20 protein-coding genes and 1 tRNA gene are annotated in these 23,392 nt (G+C 69.2%); 14 read left to right on the plus strand and 7 right to left on the minus strand.

Translation table 11 applies throughout. The features are described 5' to 3' along the window. Nucleotides 1–20: 20 nt before the first annotated feature. Nucleotides 21–103: transfer RNA gene (locus tag INT51_RS06630), tRNA-Leu, on the minus strand. A gap of 109 nt (nucleotides 104–212) precedes the next feature. Here INT51_RS06630 and INT51_RS06635 point away from each other — a divergent pair. After that, entirely contained in the window at nucleotides 213–878 is a 666-nt protein-coding gene (locus INT51_RS06635) for an ANTAR domain-containing response regulator (RefSeq protein ID WP_193104433.1), read from the plus strand. Nucleotides 879–932: 54 nt separating this feature from the next. Beyond that, a complete protein-coding gene (locus tag INT51_RS06640; protein ID WP_193104434.1) occupies nucleotides 933–2,285 on the plus strand; it encodes an ABC transporter substrate-binding protein in 1,353 nt (450 codons plus the stop codon). A gap of 10 nt (nucleotides 2,286–2,295) precedes the next feature. Here the strand turns inward: INT51_RS06640 and INT51_RS06645 are convergent, their stop codons facing one another. Then, nucleotides 2,296–2,760 carry a PaaI family thioesterase gene (locus tag INT51_RS06645; RefSeq protein ID WP_193104435.1) on the minus strand — a complete coding sequence of 155 codons (465 nt, stop codon included), beginning with the start codon at nucleotides 2,758–2,760 and terminating at the stop codon, nucleotides 2,296–2,298. Between the two features lie 76 nt (nucleotides 2,761–2,836). On the opposite strand from INT51_RS06645, the gene polA reads away from it, so the two are divergent. From polA to aroD, 7 genes are all read left to right on the plus strand, one after another. Beyond that, nucleotides 2,837–5,554 (plus strand): DNA polymerase I, encoded by a 2,718-nt coding sequence (gene polA, locus INT51_RS06650; protein WP_193104436.1) that lies wholly within the window; start codon nucleotides 2,837–2,839, stop codon nucleotides 5,552–5,554. A gap of 274 nt (nucleotides 5,555–5,828) precedes the next feature. Beyond that, the gene (rpsA, locus tag INT51_RS06655) at nucleotides 5,829–7,325 is read left to right on the plus strand and encodes a 30S ribosomal protein S1 (protein WP_193104437.1); all 1,497 of its coding nucleotides are present in this window, start codon (nucleotides 5,829–5,831) and stop codon (nucleotides 7,323–7,325) included. Between the two features lie 169 nt (nucleotides 7,326–7,494). Continuing rightward, on the plus strand, nucleotides 7,495–8,325 hold the full coding sequence (locus INT51_RS06660) for an HAD-IIA family hydrolase (RefSeq protein ID WP_193104438.1): 831 nt from the start codon (nucleotides 7,495–7,497) through the stop codon (nucleotides 8,323–8,325). Nucleotides 8,326–8,376: 51 nt separating this feature from the next. Next, nucleotides 8,377–9,627 carry a chorismate synthase gene (gene aroC, locus INT51_RS06665; protein WP_193104439.1) on the plus strand — a complete coding sequence of 417 codons (1,251 nt, stop codon included), beginning with the start codon at nucleotides 8,377–8,379 and terminating at the stop codon, nucleotides 9,625–9,627. Further along, nucleotides 9,624–10,169 (plus strand): shikimate kinase, encoded by a 546-nt coding sequence (locus INT51_RS06670; protein WP_193104440.1) that lies wholly within the window; start codon nucleotides 9,624–9,626, stop codon nucleotides 10,167–10,169. Before aroC ends, INT51_RS06670 begins: the two co-directional genes overlap by 4 nt. Further along, the gene (aroB, locus tag INT51_RS06675; RefSeq protein ID WP_193104441.1) at nucleotides 10,166–11,245 is read left to right on the plus strand and encodes a 3-dehydroquinate synthase; all 1,080 of its coding nucleotides are present in this window, start codon (nucleotides 10,166–10,168) and stop codon (nucleotides 11,243–11,245) included. Before INT51_RS06670 ends, aroB begins: the two co-directional genes overlap by 4 nt. Before the next feature lie 7 nt (nucleotides 11,246–11,252). Next, a complete protein-coding gene (gene aroD / locus INT51_RS06680) occupies nucleotides 11,253–12,059 on the plus strand; it encodes a type I 3-dehydroquinate dehydratase (protein ID WP_226832053.1) in 807 nt (268 codons plus the stop codon). 100 nt (nucleotides 12,060–12,159) lie between these two features. On the opposite strand, the gene INT51_RS06685 is transcribed toward aroD, so the two are convergent. Beyond that, a complete protein-coding gene (locus tag INT51_RS06685) occupies nucleotides 12,160–13,095 on the minus strand; it encodes a trimeric intracellular cation channel family protein (RefSeq protein WP_193104442.1) in 936 nt (311 codons plus the stop codon). 165 nt (nucleotides 13,096–13,260) lie between these two features. Here INT51_RS06685 and coaE point away from each other — a divergent pair, with 165 nt between their 5' ends. Both coaE and uvrB read left to right on the plus strand, forming a co-directional pair. Beyond that, nucleotides 13,261–13,887 (plus strand): dephospho-CoA kinase, encoded by a 627-nt coding sequence (coaE, locus tag INT51_RS06690; RefSeq protein WP_193104443.1) that lies wholly within the window; start codon nucleotides 13,261–13,263, stop codon nucleotides 13,885–13,887. Nucleotides 13,888–13,926: 39 nt separating this feature from the next. Further along, nucleotides 13,927–16,032: an excinuclease ABC subunit UvrB gene (gene uvrB / locus INT51_RS06695; RefSeq protein ID WP_193104444.1), complete on the plus strand. Its 2,106-nt coding sequence runs from the start codon at nucleotides 13,927–13,929 to the stop codon at nucleotides 16,030–16,032. On the opposite strand, the gene INT51_RS06700 is transcribed toward uvrB, so the two are convergent. Then, a complete protein-coding gene (locus tag INT51_RS06700; RefSeq protein ID WP_193104445.1) occupies nucleotides 16,013–17,101 on the minus strand; it encodes a hypothetical protein in 1,089 nt (362 codons plus the stop codon). The genes uvrB and INT51_RS06700 overlap by 20 nt on opposite strands. 200 nt (nucleotides 17,102–17,301) lie before the next feature. On the opposite strand from INT51_RS06700, the gene INT51_RS06705 reads away from it, so the two are divergent. Further along, nucleotides 17,302–19,017, plus strand: a complete 1,716-nt coding sequence (locus INT51_RS06705) for an ABC transporter ATP-binding protein (RefSeq protein ID WP_193104446.1) — start codon at nucleotides 17,302–17,304, stop codon at nucleotides 19,015–19,017. A gap of 19 nt (nucleotides 19,018–19,036) precedes the next feature. Here the strand turns inward: INT51_RS06705 and INT51_RS06710 are convergent, their stop codons facing one another. Both INT51_RS06710 and INT51_RS06715 read right to left on the minus strand, forming a co-directional pair. Further along, nucleotides 19,037–19,435 (minus strand): hypothetical protein, encoded by a 399-nt coding sequence (locus tag INT51_RS06710; RefSeq protein ID WP_193104447.1) that lies wholly within the window; start codon nucleotides 19,433–19,435, stop codon nucleotides 19,037–19,039. Between the two features lie 272 nt (nucleotides 19,436–19,707). Continuing rightward, nucleotides 19,708–20,178, minus strand: a complete 471-nt coding sequence (locus tag INT51_RS06715) for a pyrimidine dimer DNA glycosylase/endonuclease V (RefSeq protein WP_193104448.1) — start codon at nucleotides 20,176–20,178, stop codon at nucleotides 19,708–19,710. An 81-nt stretch (nucleotides 20,179–20,259) separates the two neighbouring features. Between INT51_RS06715 and INT51_RS06720 the strand changes: the two genes are divergently transcribed. After that, nucleotides 20,260–20,760 (plus strand): GNAT family N-acetyltransferase, encoded by a 501-nt coding sequence (locus tag INT51_RS06720; protein ID WP_193104449.1) that lies wholly within the window; start codon nucleotides 20,260–20,262, stop codon nucleotides 20,758–20,760. A gap of 253 nt (nucleotides 20,761–21,013) precedes the next feature. Beyond that, the gene (locus tag INT51_RS06725) at nucleotides 21,014–21,547 is read left to right on the plus strand and encodes a hypothetical protein (protein ID WP_193104450.1); all 534 of its coding nucleotides are present in this window, start codon (nucleotides 21,014–21,016) and stop codon (nucleotides 21,545–21,547) included. Between the two features lie 100 nt (nucleotides 21,548–21,647). Here INT51_RS06725 and INT51_RS06730 read toward each other — a convergent pair whose 3' ends face one another. After that, nucleotides 21,648–23,153, minus strand: coding sequence for an HNH endonuclease signature motif containing protein (locus INT51_RS06730; protein ID WP_193104451.1), 1,506 nt, complete (start codon nucleotides 23,151–23,153; stop codon nucleotides 21,648–21,650). Nucleotides 23,154–23,392: the final 239 nt, after the last annotated feature.

Below are 23,392 nucleotides of genomic sequence, written 5' to 3' on the forward strand. Positions count from 1 at the left end.
CACGCAGGACCCCGATCCAGTACCGGGTGCGGGACTCGAACCCGCACGCCCTCACGGACAGCGCATTTTGAGTGCGCCGCGTCTACCATTCCGCCAACCCGGCTCGCCCCCTCGGGGGAGGGCTGGACTAGGATACCTCTGATGACCACCAGCCTTGACCGCGCGGGTGCAGGCCACCTTCGCACCAGGCACTACCCGAGACACAGGGCAACATGACTGACGACACCGCACCCCTTCCCGACGATGCGCAGGCCGACGACGCGCAGGACCTCACGGCCCAGGACGAGGGCCGTCCGCGCCGCACGGCGGTGGTGGCCGAGGACGAGAGCCTCATCCGCATGGACATCGTGGAAACACTCACCGAGGCCGGCTTCGAGGTGCTCGCCGCGGTCGGAGACGGCGAGAGCGCCGTGACCAAGGCACGCGAGCTGCGACCGAGTGTGGTCGTGATGGACGTGAAGATGCCGCAGGTCGACGGCGTCACCGCCGCCGAGCGCATCGGCGAGGAGAACCTGGCCCCCGTGGTCATGCTCACCGCCTTCTCCCAGGCCGAGCTCGTCGATCGTGCCCGGGATGCCGGCGCCATGGCGTACGTCGTCAAGCCCTTCACCCCGGCGGATCTGCTGCCCGCGATCGAGATCGCGATCTCCCGCTACACGCAGATCACGCAGCTCGAGGCCGAGATCCAGGACCTCGGCGAGCGGTTCGAGACCCGTAAGCGCGTGGACCGCGCCAAGGGCCTGCTGCAGACCAACATGGGACTGTCGGAGCCGGAGGCCTTCCGCTGGATCCAGAAGACGTCCATGGACCGTCGCCTGACGATGCGCGAGGTCGCCGACGCCGTCGTGGATCAGCTGGGTGGCCCGGGCAAGGAATGACGTGCTGAGCCGGCGCCGGGGGCGCGCCGGAGCGAGAGGGGATGCGCTGGGCCGATGTCGATCTCACGACGCACGCTGGTGCGCGGATTCGGGGTGGGAGTCCTCGGCGTCGGCGCCCTGACGGCATGCACCACAGGGCGCGGCGGTCGCGGGACGACTCCTCCTGCAGCGCCGACGGGTGGAGACCTCACGGAACCGGACGCCCCGCTCGTGATGGGGTCGATCGGCGCGTCCTACGGCCGCTGCGCACCCTTCGAGTCGGCGATCAGCATTGCCCTCCATGAGGCGCTGATCGCCGTCAATGCGCGGTGGGAGGGCCTGTTCGGGCACGAGGTGGAGATGGCCGAACGGCACGTGATGGCTGAGGCCGGCGAGGACCTGACAGCGGTGATCGCCGCCATGGCGGAGTCCGGCGTCACCACGGTGATCACCTCGATCGACGAGGACTCGCTGATCGCGGCGATGCCGGCCTTCGTGGAGGCAGGCATGGCGGTGATCGACGTGTTCACCTCCGGGATGAGCGTGCGTGCACCCGACGTGCTCACCTCCAATATGCTCATCCGCCTCGCGCCCAACGACCTGGCGATCGCCTCCCTGTACGCCGAGGCCGCGTGGGCGGGCTCCGGCAGCAAGAGCGGAGCACCGGGCACGGTGGCGTTCGTCTCCGAGGACACTGCTCAGGGCCACAGCCTCCTGCACGAGCTCACCCAGATCCTTGAACCCGCCGGCGGCCAGGTCGTCGCCGAGCACTTCTACGGCTTCGGGGAGATCGGGGAGCTCGATGCTGTCGTCGCGAAGGTCCTGAAGACCCCGCCGGCCCTGCTGGTGGTCAATGGCGGGCCCGAAGCCGGGCCCTTCCTCTCCGCGCTCTACGCCGCCACCCTCGATGAGGACGAGCGGCCCACGGTGGTGGTCCCGACGCGACTGGGTCCCGCAGCGAGTGTGGACTACGTGGACGCGGAACTGCTCCCGGAGTGCTTGTCCTCGGCCACTGGATATGTTCCCGGGACCGATCTGCAGGTCGACCATGTCAACATGATGCTCAATGTGGACCCGGACCTGCAGCGCACCGGGTATGCGTACTCGCAGCAGGGCTACGACGCTGTGATTCTCGCGTGCTTGGCGGCGCAGGACGCGCTGTCGGCGGAGGGTGTCGACATCTCCGCCTCGATCGGGAAGATCCTCACGGGCACCCAGGAGTGCACGGATTTCGGCGACTGCCGTTCGATCCTGCGCGCGGGTCTGAGCGCCGATGAGCGCGCCACGATCAGGTTCACCGGCCGCATGGGCGCTCTCGAGCTGGGCGCCGCGAAGGATGCCCGCACGGGCGCCATACGGACCTTCACCTGGAGCGATGCCCAGGAGATCCAGCGCGGCACCAGCGAGGACTTCGACGCCGGATCCTGACGGTCGCCTCTCAGCGCGGTGGTAGCAGCATGGTCTGGACGGTGATGGTGCTCAGCAGGATTCCTCCGGAGTCATGGACGTCCACGAGATAACTCGCGACCTGCCGCCCGGCATGACGGACCGTGCAGGTGGCGGTCACGATCCCATCGCGTGCAGAGCGGTGGTGCAGCGCCGAGACGGACGTGCCCACTGCCTGCGCGCCGTCGCCATGGACCTCACGGGCGCGCAGGATGGCTGCGAACGAGGCGACCGACTCGGCGAGAGCGATCGTGGCACCTCCGTGCAGCAGTCCCGCAGGCTGCGTGTTCCCGGCAACCGGCATGGTCATGGTGCCGCCACCCGCGTGGAGGCTCTGCAGCTCCATCCCGCAGCGCTCCACGAGCGTGCCGCGGATCATGGGGTCGACAAGGGCGCGCAGCTGCTCACCGGACAGGGGAGCAGCGGAAGCATGTGGCAGGTCGGTCGTGTCCGTCATGCTCCGAGGGTGCCACAGGGTACGCAGCGTGCACGGGCGGGAACGCATGTCGGGCCGACGTGCGAGACTTCTCCTCATGAGTGCGAGCGACACCGGTGACCAGCGGATCCTCCTCATCGACGGGCACGCCATGGCGTTCCGCGCGTTCTTCGCGCTGCCCGCCGACGGGTTCAGCGACGGTCGAGGACAGGCCACGAACGCCGTGTACGGCTTCGCGCGGATGATCATCAACGTCGTCGCCTCGGAGCAGCCGACCCACGTCGCCGTGGCCTTCGACCTGCCCGGCGGCACCTTCCGCGACCGCATCTACGACCAGTACAAGGGCGGTCGTGACGTGACCCCGCCCGAGTTCGTGGGCCAGATCGACCTGATCATGCAGGTGCTCGACGCACTCGGGGTGCGCTGGCTGACGGTCCAGGACTACGAGGCCGACGACATCATCGCGACCCTCGCCACCCGGGCAGCACGCGAGGGCGGCGAGGCGCTGATCGTCACCAGCGATCGGGATGCCATCCAGCTGGTGGAGGAGAAGGTGACCCTGCTGCAACCGATCAAGGGCGTCACCGAGATGCGCCGGATGACCCCGGCGGCGGTCGAGGAGAAGTACGGCATCCCGCCCGAGCGCTATTCGGACCTCGCGGCGCTCGTCGGTGAAGCGGCGGACAATCTTCCCGGCGTCCCGGGCGTCGGCCCGAAGACGGCGGCCAAATGGATCGTGCAGTACGGCGACCTGCCCGGCGTCATCGCCCACGCCGGCGAGATCCAGGGCAAGGCGGGTCAGTCACTGCGGGACCACCTCGAGGACGTCGAACGCAACCGGCTCATGAATGCCGCTGTCCTGGACCTCGAACTGCCCACCGATCCCGCTCACTACACCCTGGGTGGTGGGGACCGGGAGCGCACCGCCGTGGTCTTCGACGAGCTCGCCTTCGGCGACACCATCCGGCGGGACCTCCCCGCGGTCCTGTTCGGCGAGGACGACGGCGCGGCGGCGGACACCGAACGGGAGCCGGCCGCCGAGGTGCCCGAGATCGATGGCGCGCCGAGCCTGCGTGAGCTGCTGGGGGAATCGGCCGGCCCCTTGGCCCTGACCGTCGCTGACGATGTGCGGGGCGGGCCGATGCTGGGCCTCGCGACCCCGCACGCCCTCGCCGCGGTGCGCCTCGAGCAGCTCGACTCCGAGACCTCCTCCGTGCTGGCCGACGCACTCGGGAGCACCGTCGAGCTGCTGGCGACCGACGTGCCCGCAGTGCGCTCCTGGATGCACCAGAACGGCTATGAGCTGGGATCAAAGGCCCGGGATCTGTCCCTGGAGGCGTTCGTCCTGCGCCCTGGCGCGCGCACCTATGATGCGGAGGCGCTCGGCGCCGAGCTGGGAGGTGCACGGTTCGAGCCGCGCCCGCGAAAGCCCGCCGACTCGACCCTGAAGAAGGAGACTCCGGAGGTGCGCGCCGGCCATGTGTCCCTCGCCGGGTCCCGTCTGGCCCAGGCCGCCGCGGCCCTGCACCCGGTCGCCGCCGAGCTGACGCACCAGCAGGGGGCCGAGCCCTGGGCCTCCGGCATCATCGAGGATCTCGAACGGCCGTTGCAGGCTGTGCTGGAGACCATGCACGAGCGGGGCATCGCGATCGATCAGGCGGCGCTGCAGGTCCTGCGGGACGAGTTCGAGGGCTTCGTCGCCCAGGCCAAGCGGGAGGCCGGGGCGATCGTGGGCGAGGAGGTCAACCTCGCCTCGCCCAAGCAGCTCCAGGTGGTTCTCTTCGAGACCCTCGCCCTTCCGACCACACGGAAGATCTCCTCCGGTCACTCGACGGATGCCGAGTCCCTCACGGACCTCCAGGAGAAGCTCGACCCGGGATCCTCGGGGCACGAGTTCCTGTCGTGGCTGCTGCGCTTCCGCGAGATGAGCAAGCTGACCGGCTACGTGGTCGGGCTGGACAAGGTCCACGACAGCGCCTCCCGCGTGCACACCACGTTCCAGCAGACCGCCGCGGCCACGGGACGCCTCGCCTCGACCGAGCCGAACCTGCAGAACATCCCGGTGCGCACCTCCGAGGGTCAGCGCATCCGCGACGTATTCGTCGCCGGGGACGGGTACGAGACTCTGCTGACGGCCGACTACTCCCAGATCGAGATGCGCATCATGGCGCACCTGTCCGAGGACGCCGGTCTCATCGAGGCCTTCCGTTCGGGCGAGGACCTCCACAACTTCGTCGCCTCCCGAGTGTTCGGAGTGTCCCCGGACGCCGTCGATCCGGCTATGCGCTCCAAGACCAAGGCCGTCAGCTACGGCCTCGCCTACGGCCTCTCCGCCTTCGGGCTCTCGCGCCAGCTGCGCATCTCCCGGGCGGAGGCGACCGCCCTGCGCGACGGGTACTTCGAGCGGTTCGGCGGGGTGCGGGACTACCTGCACGAGAGCGTCGAGACGGCTCGATCCACCGGGTACACCGCGACGATCCTCGGCCGTCGCCGCTACCTGCCGGACCTGACGTCCGACAACCGGCTGCGCCGCGAGAACGCCGAGCGCGTCGCCCTGAACTCCCCGATCCAGGGCAGTGCCGCCGACATCATCAAGCTCGCGATGCTGGCGGTCGAGCGACGCATGCGCGAGGAGGGCCTCGAGTCCCGGATGCTGCTGCAGGTCCACGACGAGCTCGTGGTCGAGGTCGCGCCCGGGGAGCTCGAGGCGGCGCGCAGGATCGTGGTCGAGGGCATGGACGGCGCCTACGAGCTCTCGGTCCCGCTCGAGGTCGGGGTCGGCGTCGGCCGCACCTGGCGCGACGCGGCGCACTGAGGTTCCCGAGCGTCCTCGTCCCCGCAGGTCCGGGCGGGGAGGGGACCCGGGAGCGGGTCTCTCGCGCCGGAGAGATGGGGGACGGACCTCACACCGGTGCGTCGCGGAGACGCGCGCTCGTCCCTCGCGCATCGCAGGCAGTGCTGGTAAGGTTCAGAAGGTCTGTGCGCGAGCTGTCCCGCCTGTCGGTTCCGTCGCGCATCGATGCGCCCCTTGCGGGCGCTGCATGCCCATCATTCCTACTCATTCCTGTCCCGACGGAGTTCCTACCTACATGACCGACACCACGACCCCCCAGATCGCCATCAACGACATCGGCGGCGCCGACGAACTCATGGCAGCCATCGATGCGACCATCAAGTACTTCAACGATGGTGACATCGTCGAAGGCACTGTGGTGAAGGTCGATCACGATGAGGTCCTCCTGGACATCGGCTACAAGACCGAGGGCGTCATCCCCTCGCGCGAGCTGTCCATCAAGCACGACGTCGACCCCGGTGAGGTCGTCGAGGTCGGCGACGAGATCGAGGCCCTGGTTCTCCAGAAGGAGGACAAGGAAGGCCGTCTGATCCTGTCCAAGAAGCGTGCGCAGTACGAGCGCGCCTGGGGCACGATCGAGCAGATCAAGGAAGACGAGGGCGTCGTCACGGGCCGCGTCATCGAGGTCGTCAAGGGCGGCCTCATCGTCGACATCGGCCTGCGCGGCTTCCTCCCCGCCTCTCTCGTCGAGATGCGTCGCGTCCGCGACCTGCAGCCCTACGTCGGCCAGGAGATCGAGGCGAAGATCATCGAGCTCGACAAGAACCGCAACAACGTGGTCCTGTCGCGCCGTGCCTACCTCGAGGAGACCCAGTCCGCGGTCCGCTCCGACTTCCTGCAGACCCTGCAGAAGGGTCAGGTCCGCGAGGGTGCCGTGTCCTCCATCGTCAACTTCGGCGCCTTCGTCGATCTCGGCGGTGTCGACGGCCTGGTGCACGTCTCCGAGCTGTCCTGGAAGCACATCGATCACCCGTCCGAGGTCGTCGAGGTCGGTCAGAAGGTCAGCGTCGAGGTGCTCGACGTCGACATGGACCGCGAGCGCGTCTCGCTGTCGCTGAAGGCCACCCAGGAAGATCCGTGGCAGCTCTTCGCCCGCACCCACGCCATCGGCGAGGTCGTCCCGGGCAAGGTCACCAAGCTGGTTCCGTTCGGTGCGTTCGTGCGCGTCGAGGACGGCATCGAGGGCCTGGTGCACATCTCCGAGCTGGCTCAGCGTCACGTGGATCTGCCCGAGCAGGTCGTCACGGTCGACCAGGACGTCTTCGTCAAGGTCATCGACATCGATCTCGAGCGTCGCCGCATCTCGCTCTCGCTCAAGCAGGCCAACGAGGGTGTCGACCCCGAGGGCGACGACACCACGTTCGACCCGGCTCTGTACGGCATGGCCGCGGAGTACGACGAGAACGGCGAGTACAAGTACCCCGAGGGCTTCGACCCGGAGACCAACGAGTGGCTCGAGGGCTACGACGCCCAGCGCGAGGTGTGGGAAGGCCAGTACGCGGCCGCCTACGAGCGCTGGAACGCCCACAAGGCGCAGGTCATCGAGGCCATCAAGGCTGACGAGGAGTCCGCGAACGCTCCGGCGACCGAGACCTCCACGTCGACGCCCGCAGCCGCCGATGCCGCTCCCGCGTCGTCGCAGTCCTCCTACCAGTCGGCCACCACGGACGAGGGCACCCTGGCCTCCGACGAGGCCCTGGCGGCCCTGCGCGCCAAGCTCACCGGCAACTGATCCTCGGATCGTTCTGCGGAACGGCCCGGTCCCCGCGAGGGGGCCGGGCCGTTCCCGTCTGTCGGGGCGAGCGCGCCGGGCACATTCGGAGCGCCTGACCCGCACAGGTGCGTGCGCACCGCCGGTGAACCCGCCTGCAGCAAGCCCGTCGGCGGTGCACACTGGTGACATGACCACCACGCTCGATGCCCATCCGATCCACACCTGGCTCACCGACATGGACGGTGTCCTCGTCCATGAGCAGTCCGCACTGCCCGGCGCAGCCGATTTCATCGCAGCCCTGCAGCGCTTCGGTCGACCCTTCCTGGTGCTCACCAACAACTCGATCTTCACGCCGCGCGATCTGCGAGCGCGACTGTCCCGCAGCGGCATCGACATCCCCGAGCAGGCGATCTGGACCAGTGCGCTGGCCACGGCCCGCTTCCTCGCGGAGCAGGCGCCCGGTGCGGCCGCGTACGTGATCGGCGAGGCCGGGCTCACCAGCGCGATGCACGAGGAGGGGTTCATCCTGGCGGACGCCGACGTCGAGTTCGTCGTGCTGGGGGAGACGCGCACCTATTCCTTCGAATCGATCACCCGCGCCATCCGTCTGATCTCCGCGGGCGCGAAGTTCATCGCCACCAACCCCGACGTCACGGGCCCCAGCGCCGAGGGACCGACGCCGGCCACCGGCTCCGTCGCCGCGATGATCACCGCCGCCACGGGTATCCGCCCGTACTACATCGGCAAGCCGAACCCCCTGATGATGCGCACGGCGCTGAATCGTCTCGGCGCGCACTCGGAGACGTCCGTGATGATCGGTGACCGCATGGACACCGATGTGAAGTCCGGTCTGGAGGCAGGCATGCGCTCGGTGCTGGTGCTGTCCGGTTCGACCCGCGAGGAGGAGATCCCGCAGTACCCGTACCGGCCCACCGCGGTCCTGGACGGCATCGCCGATGTCGTGCCCCTGGTCGAGCAGCTCACACCGATCGAGTCCGTCGAGCTCGGAGAGGACTGAGAGCGCGGACGCATTCTCTGCGGTCAGGCGCCTCATGAGAGAATCGTGCACATGTTGCGCTGGTTCACGGCCGGGGAGTCACACGGCCCTTCCCTCATCTCCCTGCTCGACGGCGTCCCTGCCGGAGTCGAGCTGACCAGTGACGATCTGAAGGCCACGCTGGCCCGCCGACGTCTCGGCCACGGCCGCGGAAGCCGCCAGAAGTTCGAGCAGGACGTGGTGAGCATCCACTCCGGGCTCCGTCATGGTCGTACTCTCGGCTCCCCGCTCGCGATCGAGATCGCGAACTCCGAATGGCCCAAATGGGAGAAGGTCATGAGCGCCGATCCGGTGCAGCGCGAGGACCTCGTCGTCGACGCCGGCACCGGTGACGAGCGGGAGATCGCCCGCAACCGGCCCCTGACCCGCCCCCGGCCCGGCCACGCCGACCTGTCCGGAATGCTGAAGTACGGCTTCGAGGAGGCCCGCCCGATCCTCGAGCGTGCGAGCGCGCGCGAGACCGCGGCCCGCGTGGTCGCCGGCCGCGTGGCGGCAGCCATCCTGGAGCAGGCCGCCGGGATCCGACTGGTCTCCCACACCCTCGGCGTCGGCTCCGTGCGCGTACCCGAGGACGCCCCCCTGCCGACGCCGGACGACGACGCCGCTCTGGACGCTGATCCCTTGCGCTGCTTCCACCCCGCGACGTCCTCGGCGATGGTCGCCGAGGTCGACGCCGCGAAGGCGGACGGCGACACCCTGGGCGGGGTCGTCGAGGTGCTCGCCTACGATCTCCCCGTCGGACTGGGCTCCCACACCCAGTGGGACCGGAAGCTCGACGGCCGGCTCGCGCAGGCGATCATGTCCATCCAGGCGATGAAGGGCGTGGAGATCGGTGACGGCTTCGCGACGGCCGCACGCCGCGGCTCCGACGCCCACGACGAGATCCTCTCTGCGGGCCAGGACGACGCCGCCGCCGCGGTCCCGCGCGCCAGCAACCGCGCCGGCGGACTCGAGGGCGGCATGACCAACGGTCAGGTGCTGCGAGTGCGCGGTGCCTTGAAGCCGATCTCGACCGTTCCGCGCGCCCTGCGCACCATCGATGTGCGCACCGGCGAGCAGACCACCGCCAACCATCAGCGCTCCGACACCTGCGCGGTCGCTCCCGCCGCGGTCATCGCGGAGGCCGTGGTCGCCCTGACCCTCGTCGACGCCCTGCTGGAGAAGACCGGTGGCGACAGCGTCGACGAGATCCGGGCCCACCTCGCCGGCACCCTCGAGCTGCAGTCCCGCATCGTGGGCGGTGGCGCGGACGCCGCCACGTGAGCGGGCCTGCCGTCATCCTGCTCGGCCCCATGGGGGCCGGGAAGACCAGCGTCGGGCGTGAGCTCGCGGCACGTCTGGACGTGCACTTCGACGACCTCGACGCGATGATCGTCGCCGAGGCCGGCCGCTCCATCCCGGCCATCTTCGAGACCGAGGGCGAGAACGGGTTCCGGGAGCTCGAGGCCGCCGTGCTCGCGCACGCCCTGGTCTCGACCCGCGGTGTGCTCTCCCTGGGCGGGGGAGCCGTCACCCAGGCGCATTCCCGGGAGCGCTTGCGCGGCGGGCCGATCGTGCTGCTCGAGATCGACGAGGCGGTGGTCGCCAGTCGGCTCGGCCGGGGCCGTGGCCGCCCGATGCTCGCCGGGGACCAGGACCCGATGATCCGCTGGCGCGAGCTCGCCGCGCAGCGGTACCCGATCTACCGCGACCTGGCACGCTGGAGCGTCGACGCCGGCCGCGGCAGCGCCGCCTCCGTCGCGCGCGTCATCACCGACATCATGGGGCAGGACCTGCTGGTCGGCCCCGAGGAGGAGAACGTATGACCACGACCGTGATTCCCGTGACCACCCCGACCGGCGGCTACGACGTGCACGTCGGCCGCGGGATCCTCGCCGACGTGCCCGGGCTGATCCCGGAGCGCGTGCGGCGCGTGGTCATCGTCCACCAGCCCAGCCTCCGCGAGGTCGCCGAAGAGGTTCGCGCCTCGGTCTCGGGCACCGGGCGCGATGCCTTCGCCGCGGAGATCCCCGACGGCGAAGAGGCCAAGACCGCCCAGGTCGCCGGGTTCCTCTGGGGCGTGTGCGGGCAGGCCGAGATCGGCCGCGGAGACCTGATCATCGCCCTCGGGGGCGGGGCCGCCACCGACCTGGCCGGCTTCGTCGCCGCGTCCTGGCTGCGGGGCATCGACGTGCTGCAGGTCCCGACCACGGTCGCCGCCATGGTCGATGCCGCCGTGGGCGGGAAGACGGGCATCAACACGTCCGAGGGCAAGAACCTCGTCGGCGCCTTCCATCCGCCGATCGCCGTGCTGGCTGATCTCGATGTCCTCGCGGGGCTCGGCGCCCATGACGTCGCCGCCGGCCTCGCCGAGGTCGTCAAGGGCGGATTCATCGCCGATGAGCGGATCCTCGAGATCATCGAGGCGGATCCGCAGGCCGTGCTCGACGTCGCCAGCGACGCCTTTCGCGAGGTCGTCGAGCGCAAGATCCGCATCAAGGCGGACGTCGTCTCCGGCGATCTCACAGAACAGGGCAATCGCGAGATCCTCAACTACGGCCACACCCTCGGTCACGCGATCGAACGCAACGAGCGCTACCAGTGGCGTCACGGAGCCGCCGTGTCCGTCGGCATGATGTTCGCCGCGGAGCTGTCCCATCTGGCCGGGAAGCTCTCCGAGGCCGACGTCGACCGTCACCGCAGCATCCTCCTCTCCCTGGGCCTGCCCACCACCTACCGCGACCGACAGTGGCCGAAGCTGGAGGACGCCATGAAACGCGACAAGAAGACCCGCGCGGGCCTGCTGCGATTCGTGGTGCTCGACCGGATCGGCACGGTCTCCCGTCTCGAGGGCCCCGATCCTGCGCTGCTCCTGTCCGCCTACGCCGCGATCACGGCCTGAGGCCGCCATGACGACGGAGAGCATGCCCATCACCGCGACGGTCCGCGGCATCGAACTGGGCCGGGCGCGCCCCGAGATCATCGTGCCGATCATGGGCGACGATCAGGAGGCAGTGCTGGCCCAGGCCAGTGCCGCCGCCGCGACGTCGGCTCGCATCATCGAGTGGCGGATCGATCATTTCCGCCCCGACGTCGAGGATCCCGAAGCGCATCGCGAGCTCGTCCTCGCCTCCTTGCCCGCGCTGCGGGCACAGCTCGGACCGGACCGGGCGCTGCTGGCCACAGTGCGCACCTCCGCCGAGGGCGGCGCCCGTCAGATTCGGGACTCGGACCTCGCCGTCCTGCTGGAGGCCCTGATCGCGACGCGACGGGCCGGCTCGCAATCGCCCATCGACCTGATCGACATCGAGACCTCGCGCACCCCGGAGATCGTCGCGCGGGTGATGGCCACGGCGCATCGCAACGGCGTGGTCGTCGTCGGCTCCTTCCATGACTTCACCTCGACCCCGAGCGAGGAGGAGCTGGTCGAGCTGCTCCGGGCCCAGCGCCGCCTGGGAGCCGATGTCCCGAAGGTCGCCGTGACCCCGAGCTCGGCGCGCGACGTCCTGGCGCTGATGTCGGCCAGCCTCACCGTCGCGGCGGAGGGGAAGGGCCCGCATATCGCGATCAGCATGGGATCGCTGGGCGTGGTCAGCCGGGTGGCCGCGGAGACCTTCGGCAGCGCCGCCACGTTCGCCTCGGTCGGGAAGACCTCGGCCCCCGGGCAGGTCGAGGCCACGGAGGTTTCACGGATGCTGGAGCTCCTGCGCCCCTGAGTCCGGGCCGGGTCGCTCCCGGCCGTCGGGGGTGGGCAGCGCCTCGTGATCACGGACGAGTCGCGCAGCCGTGGTCGAGCACCACCACACGCCGTTCCTGTCAGGAACCGGGCCGGTCCCCGGGATCGTCACCCTCCGGACTGGCCCCGTCCTGACGCCATGACCTGTCGGTCTCCGCGCCGCCGGACCGAGGGGCGTCGATGTCGGGCTCGTCCTGCTCGGCGAAGGTGCGCTCCGCGTAGTCACCGGCGTCCGCGTCCAGGAAGCTGACGTCGTCGGCGAGATCGTCGGTGGTGGCATCGACCACCGGGATCGTGCCCGTCTCCAGGGCCACCCGTTCACGCTCCGAGCGTCGGGTGCGACGCACCAGGGCCTTCACCTGTGAGGCGGACATCGTCACCTGCCACTCACCATGGGCGGGCAGCGACCAGCGCCGCCAGGCGGCGAGCCCGGCCAGCAGAGCCCCGAGCGCGACCGCGACCAGCACGAAGGGAGACGGGATGCCGAGCGCGACGACGATCCAGGTCCCGATCGCGGTGACCAGTGCACCGGTCGCATACAGCGGTCCGCCCCCGAAGATGACGGGGATGCGCCCCACCAGCACGTCGCGGATCGCCCCTCCGCCGACTGCGCTGGTGACGCCCAGCAGGATCGCGGGCAGCGGCTCGAGCCCGTAGCCGAAGGATTTGGCGGTGCCGGTCGCCGCCCACAGCGCCATCGCGGCGATGTCCAGCACCGTGACCAGGCGCCGCCACCACGGGCCGTCGGTGGGTATCAGGAAGGCCAAGAGCGAACCGGCCAGAGCGCAGGTCAGGTACCACGGCCCGTCGAAGGCGGCCGGCGTGCCGTAGTCGAGGATCAGATCGCGCACGAGGCCCCCGCCCAGGCCGGCCACGATCCCGATGATCGCGAAGCCCACGGCGTCGAAGTTCAACCGGGCGGCGAGGGCTCCTGCAGCGAGACCCATGACGAAGACCCCGATCAGGTCCAGCACACGCAGGAAGTCGTTGGTCACGAGCAGCTCGAGGGGGTTCACGCCTCGACGGTAGCCGCCCGCGGGGCCGGAGAGGTGATCGGACGGGTCACACCAGCGGGAAGCGTGCCCACGGTCCGGCCAGCTGTCGGGCGAGCCGGAGAACGGAGAACGGAGCCGCCCTCGATCGGTGGCCGCAACGCACTCCTGCCCACGTACGATCGGGCCATGAGCTCGAGCCCCACCCTCTGCCCTTCTCTGCTGCGGCTCGGGCTGACCGGGGGCATCGGGTCGGGAAAATCGACGGTCGCTGCGATCTGGCGTGAGGCAGGGCACCGGGTGATCGATCTGGACGCCCACTCCCGCGCCGTGCTCGACACCCCTGGCGAGGGGATCGAGGAGGCCGTCGCCCGCTTCGGCGAGACCTACCGGGCACCGAGCGGCACCATCGACCGCGCGGCCCTCGCCGCACTCGTCTTCGCCGACGCCGCCGCCCGCACCGATCTCGAGCAGATCGTGCTGAGCAGGGTCGCGCAAGCGGTCTCTCACGAGGAAGCTGACGCCGTCGCCGCGGGGGAGCGCCTGGTGATCCACGACAGCCCGCTGCTGCTGGAGCAGGACAAGGACGGTGACTACCAGGCGGTCGTCGCGGTCCTCGCGCGCCGGGCGGACCGCATCGAGCGAGTCCAGCGGGATCGCGGCAAGGATCGCGACTACGTCGAGTCGATCATGGCAGTCCAGGTCACGGACGTGGAGAGAATCCGCCGCGCGGACCGCCTGGTGCTGAACACCTCGTCGCGAGCGGTCCTCGAGAAGCGCGCTCTGAGGGCACTGTCACGAGCCCTGCACGCCTGAGCCCATCCGACTGTCGGCCCCGGGCCGTAGGCTCGACCCATGCGTCCTGTCACCGATCTGGTCCGCGCCGAACATCCCTTCGAAGTCGTCTCCGAGTACACCCCCTCGGGTGACCAGCCGACCGCCATCGCCGATCTCACCCGTCGCATCAACGACGGTGAGCAGGACGTGGTGCTGCTGGGCGCCACCGGCACCGGCAAGTCGGCGACCACCGCCTGGCTGATCGAGCAGGTGCAGCGACCCACCCTGGTCATGGCGCACAACAAGACCCTCGCCGCGCAGCTGGCGAGCGAGTTCCGTGATCTGCTGCCGCACAACGCCGTGGAGTACTTCGTCTCGTACTACGACTATTACCAGCCGGAGGCGTACGTCCCCCAGTCGGACACCTTCATCGAGAAGGATTCCTCGGTCAACGCCGAGGTCGAGCGGCTGCGGCACAGCGCGACCAACTCCCTGCTCACGCGCCGCGATGTGGTCGTGGTGTCCTCGGTGTCCTGCATCTACGGCCTGGGCACCCCGCAGGAATACGTCGACCGGATGGTGCAGATCTCCCGCGACCAGCAGCTCGATCGTGACGAGCTGCTGCAGCGCTTCGTGGACATGCAGTACGACCGCAACGACATCGCCTTCGAACGCGGCACGTTCCGCGTGCGCGGTGACACCGTCGAGATCATCCCGATGTACGAGGAGCTCGCGATCCGCATCGAGTTCTTCGGCGACCAGGTCGATGCGATCTACACCCTGCACCCGATGACGGGAGAGGTGATCCGCCAGGAGGATCACATCCACATCTTCCCCGCCTCCCACTACGTCGCCGGTCCCGAACGTCTCTCGCGCGCCATCGGCACCATCGAGATCGAACTCCGAGAGCGCCTCGAGGAGCTCGAGGCGCAGAACAAGCTGCTCGAGGCGCAGCGGCTGCGGATGCGCACCACCCATGACCTGGAGATGCTGCGCCAGATGGGTTCCACCAACGGCGTGGAGAACTACTCCCGCCACTTGGACGGGCGCGACTCCGGCACGGCGCCGAACACCCTCATGGACTACTTCCCCGAGGACTTCCTGCTGGTCATCGACGAGTCCCATGTGACGGTCCCGCAGATCGGCGCGATGTTCGAGGGGGACCGCTCCCGCAAGCGCACGCTGGTGGACTTCGGGTTCCGCCTGCCCAGCGCCCTGGACAACCGCCCGCTGACCTTCTCGGAGTTCACCGAGCGCACCGGTCAGACCGTCTACCTCTCCGCGACCCCCGCCGCCTACGAGCTGGGCAAGGGGAACGGCGTGGTCGAGCAGATCATCCGGCCGACGGGTCTGGTGGACCCCGAGGTGATCGTCAAACCCATCAAGGGGCAGATCGACGACCTGCGCGAGGAGATCGAGAAGCGGGTCCAGCGCGACGAGCGAGTGCTGGTGACCACGCTGACCAAGCGCATGGCCGAGGACCTCACGGACTTCCTGCTGGAGAACGGGGTCAGGGTCCAGTACCTGCACTCCGACGTCGACACCCTGCGCCGGATCGAGCTGCTGCGCTCCCTGCGCCAGGGCGAGTTCGACGTGCTGGTGGGCATCAATCTGCTGCGCGAGGGTCTGGATCTTCCCGAGGTGTCCCTGGTGGCGATCCTCGACGCCGACAAGGAGGGCTTCCTGCGCTCGCGCACCTCCCTCATCCAGACCATCGGCCGCGCCGCGCGCAACGTCTCCGGCGAGGTGCACATGTATGCCGATCGGATCACCGACTCGATGCAGTCCGCGATCGACGAGACCAACCGTCGTCGCGAGAAGCAGGTCGCCTACAACACGAAGTACGGCATCGACCCGACGCCGTTGCGCAAGCGCATCGCCGACGTCACCGACATGCTGGCTCGCGAGGACATCGACACCGACACCCTGATGTCGACCGACTACCGTTCCGGCAAGGACCGAGTGGCCCGCGACCGGGCGCGCGCGAACACGGTCGATGCGGTCAACAACCGCACCGTCGACCTCGGCGACGACCCGGTCGGTTCTCTGACCGGCATGATCGACGAGATGACGGCGCAGATGCACCAGGCCGCCGAAACCCTCCAGTTCGAGGCAGCAGCCCGCTTGCGTGATGAGGTCCAGGAGCTCAAGAAGGAGCTGCGGGCTATCCAGCGCTCGTCGTGAACGGAGATCCGCCGGGCGAGCCGGGCGTGGCCCCGCCGTGCAGCTCGACCGCCGTGACCGAGAGATAGAACGGTGACGGGACGACGGGTGCTTGCCCGCGGAGCACACGTCGGGTGATCAAGCGCGGCCAGCGGGGCGTGTCCCGGACCCCGGTGGCGTAGAGGACCACGCGATCGGGGTCGGCGGTGTGCAGAATTCCCGGTCCGTAGGTGCCGCGTGCCAGGCTCTCCGGCGTGCCTGATTCGTCGGTGCGAAGAACATGCCGAGGTGTCGACCACTCCTCGGGATCCGCACTGAGCACCGTCGCGGTGCTGATCCATAGACCCTGCGGCGGCATTCCTCCTGAACCGTGGATGTCCGCGCCGCGGGCGAGAACCATGAGCCATCCGCCCGGCACTCGGGTGATCGCGTTGTCGAAGAAGCCGTCGCTCGAGGTCGTGAAGACGCGGGGGTCGCTCCACATCAGCCCATCGGCGCTCTCGACGACGCGAATCTCGTAATCGGGCAGGTCGCCGGGACCGATCTCGTAGGGATTCGCCTGGAACCACATCAGATAGCGATCCCCGTCATGCACGACGAGCGGCTCGAGCACACTGCGCCGGAGTGCATCGCCACGCACCAGCGGTTCCTCTCGCCGGTGCCACTGACCGTCGCGATGCTCAAGAACCCCGATGGCATATTCGCTTTTCGGGCCGTACTGCTTCGTCGATCTCCTGCCCGTGTAGTAGATGCGTGCCGGCTGGTCAGCGGTGGCCGGTACGAACGAGGGAGTGTGCATCCCGGCGCCGTCCCACGCGCCGCGCGGCGGGTCCGCGGCCAGAGGGAGGGCGCGGCCCCGCGCATCGGTCGCCACGAGCCAGGAGTCACCGGCCGGATCGGCGTGCGACGGGAGGGTCGCCACGTACAGACGATTGCGGAACGAGGTCGAGAAGCCGCCGAGGAACATCGTCGGGGTGCCGTCGATGAGATGGACGTCGGGATCGCCCACACCCAGGATGCCGTGCGGCATCGGTCCGTCGACCATGTCCCAGATGCTGAGGGGTCGAGACGTTCGCAGGGAATCGGTCATCACTGTCTCCGTGGGGTCGGGCGCGCCGAACGGCGCGGACTCCCCTGCGGATCAGGTAGGTCGATGCTTCGACGCTAGCAGCTGGGAGCTCCCTGCGCGACAGCGGAGAATTCCGGGCGCGTGCTCTGAGACCGTGAGAGAGTCGGAGAGGTTGCGGGGTGACGCGCGCCGGAACCGTCGTCGTCGACAGAGGAGGGACCTTGCGGACCATCGCATGGATCTCGCGGCGCGCTTTTCTCGCCGCTCCCGGCATCGTCACCTGGACTTCGGTCATCGCCCTGGCGCTCGCGGCGGTCCCAGCACTGCAGGTCCTCCTCATCGCAGAACTGATCCTCGCCCTCGGTGACACGGACCGGCTTCGCGACCTCGCCGGTCTCCTCCTCGCCATGATCCTGCTCGTCGGGTTGACCCCGTCGGTGTCCTCGATCTGCGGTGACTTCCAGCATCGAGCTGCGCAGAGGCTGCAGGCCGAGCTGAACTCGTCGCTGGTCCGCGAAGCGTCGAGGATCGCGCCGGACGAGCTGGTCAACTCCTCGATCGCGGCGCAGGTGGAGCGGCACTCCCGAGCCATCGGCGAAGGCATCGCCTGGTCCTTCAGTCAGTACATGACGGCCGTGATGGCACTGCTGTCCTCGGTCGGCGTGATCGTCGCCGTGTTCTCGTTCAGTGCCGTCGCCGGTGTGCTCACCCTGTTCTCCCTCATCCCGCCGCTGGTCTACTCCCGGTACCTCTCGCGGGTCTGGGAACGACAGTGGGAGGAGGTCAGCCCGCACTACGACAAGGAGCGATACCTGCGCGAGCTCATCGTGCGCCAACGCTCGGCGACGGAGCTCGCCGGGCTGGGAACCTCGGAGCGGGTGGGGGAGATGGTCGCGGCGCGCTGGCGGATCGTCGATTCCATCATGGCCAAGGCCCTTCGGCCCCAAGTGCTGGGGAACGCCGCCAGCGGGATCGTCTCGGCGGTCCTTCTCGGCGGGGCGATCCTCGCCGTGGTGATCGGTGCGCAGTTCGAGTCGCCGGCTGTCGCAGGCATCTACGGGGTGATGGCAGCGATGACCGCCTCCGCCGGCGCCGGGCTGAGCGCCGGGCTCGCGATCGAGAACCTTCCCCTCGCACGAGGGCTCCAACGGTTCCTGTCTGCGGCTCGGCCGAGCCGGAGGCATCCGCCGGCTCCTGTAGTCCAGCATCTTCGCGCAGAGCACCTCACGCACCGCTACGGCGGCCGGGACCAGGACGCCATCACGGACGTGAGCATCGAAGCGAGGCTCGGCGACGTCGTGGCGCTGGTCGGTGTGAACGGTGCGGGGAAGACCACCACGGTCAATGCCCTGCTCGGTCTCGTCACGCCGCAGGACGGCGAGGTCCTGCTCGATGGGGAGAACCGCACCGACCTCGGGGAAGCGGCCTGGCTCGCGCGGTTCGGGTTGCTGACCCAGGAGTTCGGTCGCTTCGAGCTGACAGTGCGCGACGCCGTGCGCCTGGGATCTCCCCGCGAGGACGTGACGGACGCTGAAGTCTGGGATGCTCTGCACTCGGCCCATGCGGCAGGAATGGTCGCAGCGATGCCGGAAGGTCTGGATCAGCAGCTCGGCGAGCAGTGGGGCGGGGTCGGCATCTCCGGGGGCCAGTGGCAGCGCCTCGCCCTGGCGCGCACCTACCTCCGCAACGCTCCGATCTGGGTGCTGGATGAGCCGACGTCGGCGATCGACGCGGAGGCGGAGCAGGAGATCTTCCACGAGCTGCAGCGCACGAAGCACGGCAGGATCACCGTCGTCGTCTCGCACCGGGCGTGGACCCTCAAGGAGATGGACCGGATCTACGTCTTCGGTGAGGGACGGGTCGTCGAGCAGGGGACCTACGAGGATCTGCTCGCCCATGACGGCAGGTTCGCCGCGATCTTCGCCGAGCAGAGGTGACGGATGGGGTACTGACTTTTCAGTCCTCGTACGTGATCTCGAATGTCGTCCCACTGTCCATGGTCGGGGTCGTGATCTTCAAGGTCTCGCCCTTGACGACGGAGAACTTCGTCTGGTCGGTGGAGAGGTCAATCCCGCCGTCCTCGGAGCGCGGGGACATCGGTTCGCTCGTGCTCAGCGTGACTTCGTCGTCGTCCACGGCCTTCACCGTGAAGGTGATCTCATCGCCCTGGCTGTCTCGAGTGAATGTGGAACCCTTCGTGACGCTCTCCTCGGACGGCTCCGGCTCGGGCTGTTCCTTGCTCCAGCCGGTCCATGGGGCGGAGATGACTGTGAGAGTGACCGTCGGCGAAGGGGGAGCGACGTCCACCCGCCCGCATCCGGCCACCATCACTGTCACCGGCAGGAGGAGAAGCACCGAGCGTCTCGTCCTGGAAGCGCGCCGTCCCCGCCCGGTGGTGGTCGTCATTTCGGTTGTCATGGCCCCCCATTGAGTGTGTGCGGCGTGTGCCGGGAGACTATGCGGATCCGGGCGCGAAACCGATGGGGAGGACTCCCCATGGCCTGCCGGGACGGCCGCGATGGCGTGGAACCGGGGCCGGTTCCTGGGCCCGTATCGGGAGCAGGATCACGACTGGCTATGTGCTGCGTCTCGAGCCGGAGCAGTGCGCCGCGATCATGCGAGTTCCTTCACCTCCCGGCGCGCTCCCAGGGCTCGACCTCTCCCGGAACTGCCACGAACAGAGGATGCAGCTCAGGACCGGGGAGGGCGGATTCCCGCTCCCAGCGCTCCGGGTCTCGACGGGACAGCTTGAGCAGCAGATGCTCCCACTCCAGAGCGAGCTGTCCCTCAGTGACGGGGATGCGTCCGACGACGGCGTACTTTCCAGGCTCCTGCGGCGGAGCGACTGTTGGCCTGCGGTCGATGCGGGCTCGGTCGAAGCGGTATCCCCGCTCAGTGGCTTCCTGCGCGACGGTCTCGAGGTAGGTCCCGATGGTGACGAGGGGATCTTCCTGGGCGCGGAAGCGTTCGAGCTGAGGGTGCGCACGATATCCCTGCGTTCGACCGGCCAGCACGGCCTGGGCGAGCAGCGACTCCCGCCAGCAGCCGGTGAGGCCCGGACGATCGAGGTGGCGGGGATGCAGGGACCAGAGGCGCATGTGTCTATCCTGCGGTACCCGGTACCCGGCACGATCGGTATTCGATGGACGTTCTCGACCCCGGTGGCGCACAATCGCGGCGTGGAGATCACTGTGCGGCCCCTGCAGGTCGAGGATGCCGAGGCCATGGTCGCGGCGGAGGACGAGGAAACGGTCCGCTGGCTCACCGGGGGCCGCAGCACGGTCGAGGGCACCCGCAGGTACGTGCGGCACCTGGAGACACGCGCGGCCACCGGCAGCACCAAGCGGGCGTTCACCATCCGCGTCGACGGGCACTGCGTGGGCTCCATCGACCACGACGCCGATCCGCAGGACGGCATCGGCCCCGGGGACGTGAACATCGCCTACACCCTCGCCCCGTGGATGCGCGGGCTCGGGATCACCGCGCGTGCTGTTGGGCTGCTCTGCGCCCAGCTGGGCGCGCAGCAGGCGGGGGAGCGCGCCGTGATCCGCTGCGAGACCGACAACGTCGCCTCGGTCCGGGTTGCCGAGAAGGCAGGATTCTCCGTCTCGCACGAGGTTCCCAGCACGAACGAGCACGGAGAGCCCGTGCAGATGCAGGTCTACGTCCGCGAGCTGTGAGCGCGACAGCAGGCTCCTACCGCGCAGCTACCCGGCGCCTCGAGCCCTGCCTTGTGCCTTGCGGGTCTCCTTTTCCGCATTTATCTTTTCCGCATTTATCGCTGTTCGCCGGTGGCACCCCTGCGGTCGTCGTGAGGATTCGGCCGATCGTCGGGGTCGCCAGCGCGTCCGCTTCGATACCGTCGATCTCCTGACCGATGGCTGCGCGCGACAGCGCCGTCCTCCGGAACCGACCACAGGAGCCACCCGAACTATGTGCGCACTGCGACGAGACCAGATCCTCCCCCTCGCCGTGGGGACCGTGGCCGCTGCGGCATTGGGCACCATCCCGCTGCACCGGCTGCCGCGTCCGCTACAGATCGGCTATGTCGTCGCCCCCGCGACGCTGACCGCGATCGTCACCCACGTCGCTCAGGGGGCACGTGATCCGCGACACCGCGGCGATACCGACGCCGACTCGCTGACGACGGAGCCTGCGGAGTCGGCTCAGGAGACCGCGCCGGTGACGGGGACGGTCGTCGCGGACGAACCTGCGGGAACCGCAGACGAGGTCGAGGCGCCGATATCGACGAGCTGGCGGCTCGGACTGTCCCTCGGCCTCGGGGCCCTCGTCGCGGGAGCGGGCGTCGCCGGGATCTGGATAGATCACCGTGTGGAGGATGCTCTGCGCTCCCGGGGAGTCCCGGCGCCGCGACTGGTCATGGGACTGGGGACAGGAGTCCTCACGGCGGCGTTTGCCGCGCTCGATACGGACGAGACGGAGCACGGAACGCACTCCGGGCGTTGATCGGCCGCACTCTGGCGATCGCGTCTCCGCTCGCCGATGCTTCCGATGAGCTAGATGATCCGGCCGCCGATCAATGCGCTGACATCACGCGACCGCGCGATCAGGCGGCGGACTTCACCACGTTCGAGCAGAGGACGTCGACGCAGTCCGCGAGACGAAAGCCGAACCCTCCGGTGGTCGCCGCGATCCGCTCGGGGTCGGCATCGACGTCCGCCTCGAGACGGGCCGGGGGAGCGGCGCGCACGGACAGGGCTTCGAGCATGGCCGGCCAGCGTGCCTGGACGAGTCGGCCGGCCTCGTCCACCACCTGAAATCGTGGCTGGAGAGGCGTGAACCGGGCGGGATCCGGGACGAGGTGGAGGCCGCCCTCGTGGACCATCACGTGGTGGCGACGGCACAGCAGTGCCAGGCCCTCGATGTCCGTTGCACCGCCCTGCGACCAGGGGGTCGTGTGGTGGGCGTCGAGATGGCGGCTCTGGTGGCAGCCGGGGAAGTTGCAGACGGTGTCGCGCAGTCGCAGGGCGCGGCGCTGGCCTCGGGAGGCGAGTCGGCTGGTCCGGCCCAGATGGAGCACCTCCCCGCCAGCGTCGGTGATCATCAGCGCGACTTTCCCGGAGCAGGCCAGACGTTCGGCTGTGCGGGGTTCCAACGGTCCTTGGCCGACGACCCCGCAGCGTGAGGACGTGCCCGCAGGAACGTCAGCGGTGGGGGAGGACGTCGGCGTTCCCATCGACTCGTCAGCGGTGGGTAGGGGTTCCGGCGTTCCCGCGGGAACGTTTCCGGTGAGCGTCTCGGCGCTGACCTGGACGATGACCAGATGGCGGTCCTCGCCGGATCGGTCGTCCGGTTCGGCGTGGAGGAACGTCCGGGCGAGGCTGTGCAGGGCGTCGGCCTTGCGCTGCTCGAGGGTCGGCGTGGTGGAGGCGGCGGCCCTCTGCGCAGTCGGATCATCGGTGTCAGTAACGGCGGCGGCGCAGGGCGCGTCGGGGTCGACCCTTTCGGGGTCGTGTCCGTCGCGGTCCAGGGCGAGGTCCAGCGCAGTGATCACCTCGGCGCCGATCTCTGCCGGGAGCACCGCCCGGATCTCGACCAGCCCATCCTCCCGGGTCTGCCAGCGTGCCTGGCGCACGGCATCCTGGGCAAGACGGCTGCCCTCGACGGCGCGGAACGAGGAGATGGTCCGCGCCAGCTGTGCGGCGGTCATCGCCCGGGCCATCTCCACCAGCATGGACTCCTCGACCCGGTCTGCGACTCGGGAGATCTCCCGGACCTTCGAGTAGGACAGGCGCCCGGCGCGGAACTCCGCCACGGTCAGGGGCATCTCCGGCAGGGCCCGCGCCACCCGCACATGCTCTCGAGCGGTGCCCGATGTCATCGAGCAGGCCCAGGAAAGCCAGTGGGCCGTCGACTTCAGACCGACGTACCACCCGACTCCACCGCGGGCGTCGAAGTCTGCGACCGACAGCAGCAGCTCGCAGGTGGCCTCGGCGATCACGGCTGCCTGCTGCTGGATGCGCTCGCCGAGCGCCTCGGCCTCCGGTCGATCGAGGCGGGAGCGGCGCGGCTCGGGCGCGTCGGGGCCCGGTGTCAGCGGGATGAGGGTCATGGCAGTCTCCAACCAGCAGGTGCTCTGGACTCCGCTCCAGTCAACCTGCCGAGATCCGACTCCGAGAGAACGGCCCGCGTTTTGTGGACGAGGGCGGACTGTGGAGGAAGAGTCTCTGCAGAAGGGGCTCCGTAGAGAGGGGGAGAAGGAAGCCCGGGAGGAGGGGACCGTCAGGGGAGGGGCCGCGGAGCCGCCCGGGCAGAAACACGGAAAGAGGAGCGTGACGGGGCAAGGCAGGT

Source organism: Brachybacterium sp. FME24 (assembly GCF_014897705.1).
In the GTDB taxonomy this organism is placed as follows: domain Bacteria; phylum Actinomycetota; class Actinomycetes; order Actinomycetales; family Dermabacteraceae; genus Brachybacterium.

What these genes read in the sequence shown, in the direction of transcription:
- INT51_RS06660 (WP_193104438.1), top strand. Translation starts at nt 7,495, where the DNA reads ATGACCACCACGCTCGATGCCCATCCGATCCACACCTGGCTCACCGAC.
- coaE (WP_193104443.1), top strand. Translation starts at nt 13,261, where the DNA reads ATGAGCTCGAGCCCCACCCTCTGCCCTTCTCTGCTGCGGCTCGGGCTG.
- INT51_RS06645 (WP_193104435.1), bottom strand. Translation starts at nt 2,760, where the DNA reads ATGACGGACACGACCGACCTGCCACATGCTTCCGCTGCTCCCCTGTCC.
- polA (WP_193104436.1), top strand. Translation starts at nt 2,837, where the DNA reads ATGAGTGCGAGCGACACCGGTGACCAGCGGATCCTCCTCATCGACGGG.
- INT51_RS06715 (WP_193104448.1), bottom strand. Translation starts at nt 20,178, where the DNA reads ATGCGCCTCTGGTCCCTGCATCCCCGCCACCTCGATCGTCCGGGCCTC.
- INT51_RS06640 (WP_193104434.1), top strand. Translation starts at nt 933, where the DNA reads ATGTCGATCTCACGACGCACGCTGGTGCGCGGATTCGGGGTGGGAGTC.
- INT51_RS06700 (WP_193104445.1), bottom strand. Translation starts at nt 17,101, where the DNA reads ATGACCGATTCCCTGCGAACGTCTCGACCCCTCAGCATCTGGGACATG.
- INT51_RS06725 (WP_193104450.1), top strand. Translation starts at nt 21,014, where the DNA reads ATGTGCGCACTGCGACGAGACCAGATCCTCCCCCTCGCCGTGGGGACC.
- aroB (WP_193104441.1), top strand. Translation starts at nt 10,166, where the DNA reads ATGACCACGACCGTGATTCCCGTGACCACCCCGACCGGCGGCTACGAC.
- INT51_RS06730 (WP_193104451.1), bottom strand. Translation starts at nt 23,153, where the DNA reads ATGACCCTCATCCCGCTGACACCGGGCCCCGACGCGCCCGAGCCGCGC.
- aroD (WP_226832053.1), top strand. Translation starts at nt 11,253, where the DNA reads ATGACGACGGAGAGCATGCCCATCACCGCGACGGTCCGCGGCATCGAA.
- INT51_RS06635 (WP_193104433.1), top strand. Translation starts at nt 213, where the DNA reads ATGACTGACGACACCGCACCCCTTCCCGACGATGCGCAGGCCGACGAC.
- uvrB (WP_193104444.1), top strand. Translation starts at nt 13,927, where the DNA reads ATGCGTCCTGTCACCGATCTGGTCCGCGCCGAACATCCCTTCGAAGTC.
- aroC (WP_193104439.1), top strand. Translation starts at nt 8,377, where the DNA reads ATGTTGCGCTGGTTCACGGCCGGGGAGTCACACGGCCCTTCCCTCATC.
- rpsA (WP_193104437.1), top strand. Translation starts at nt 5,829, where the DNA reads ATGACCGACACCACGACCCCCCAGATCGCCATCAACGACATCGGCGGC.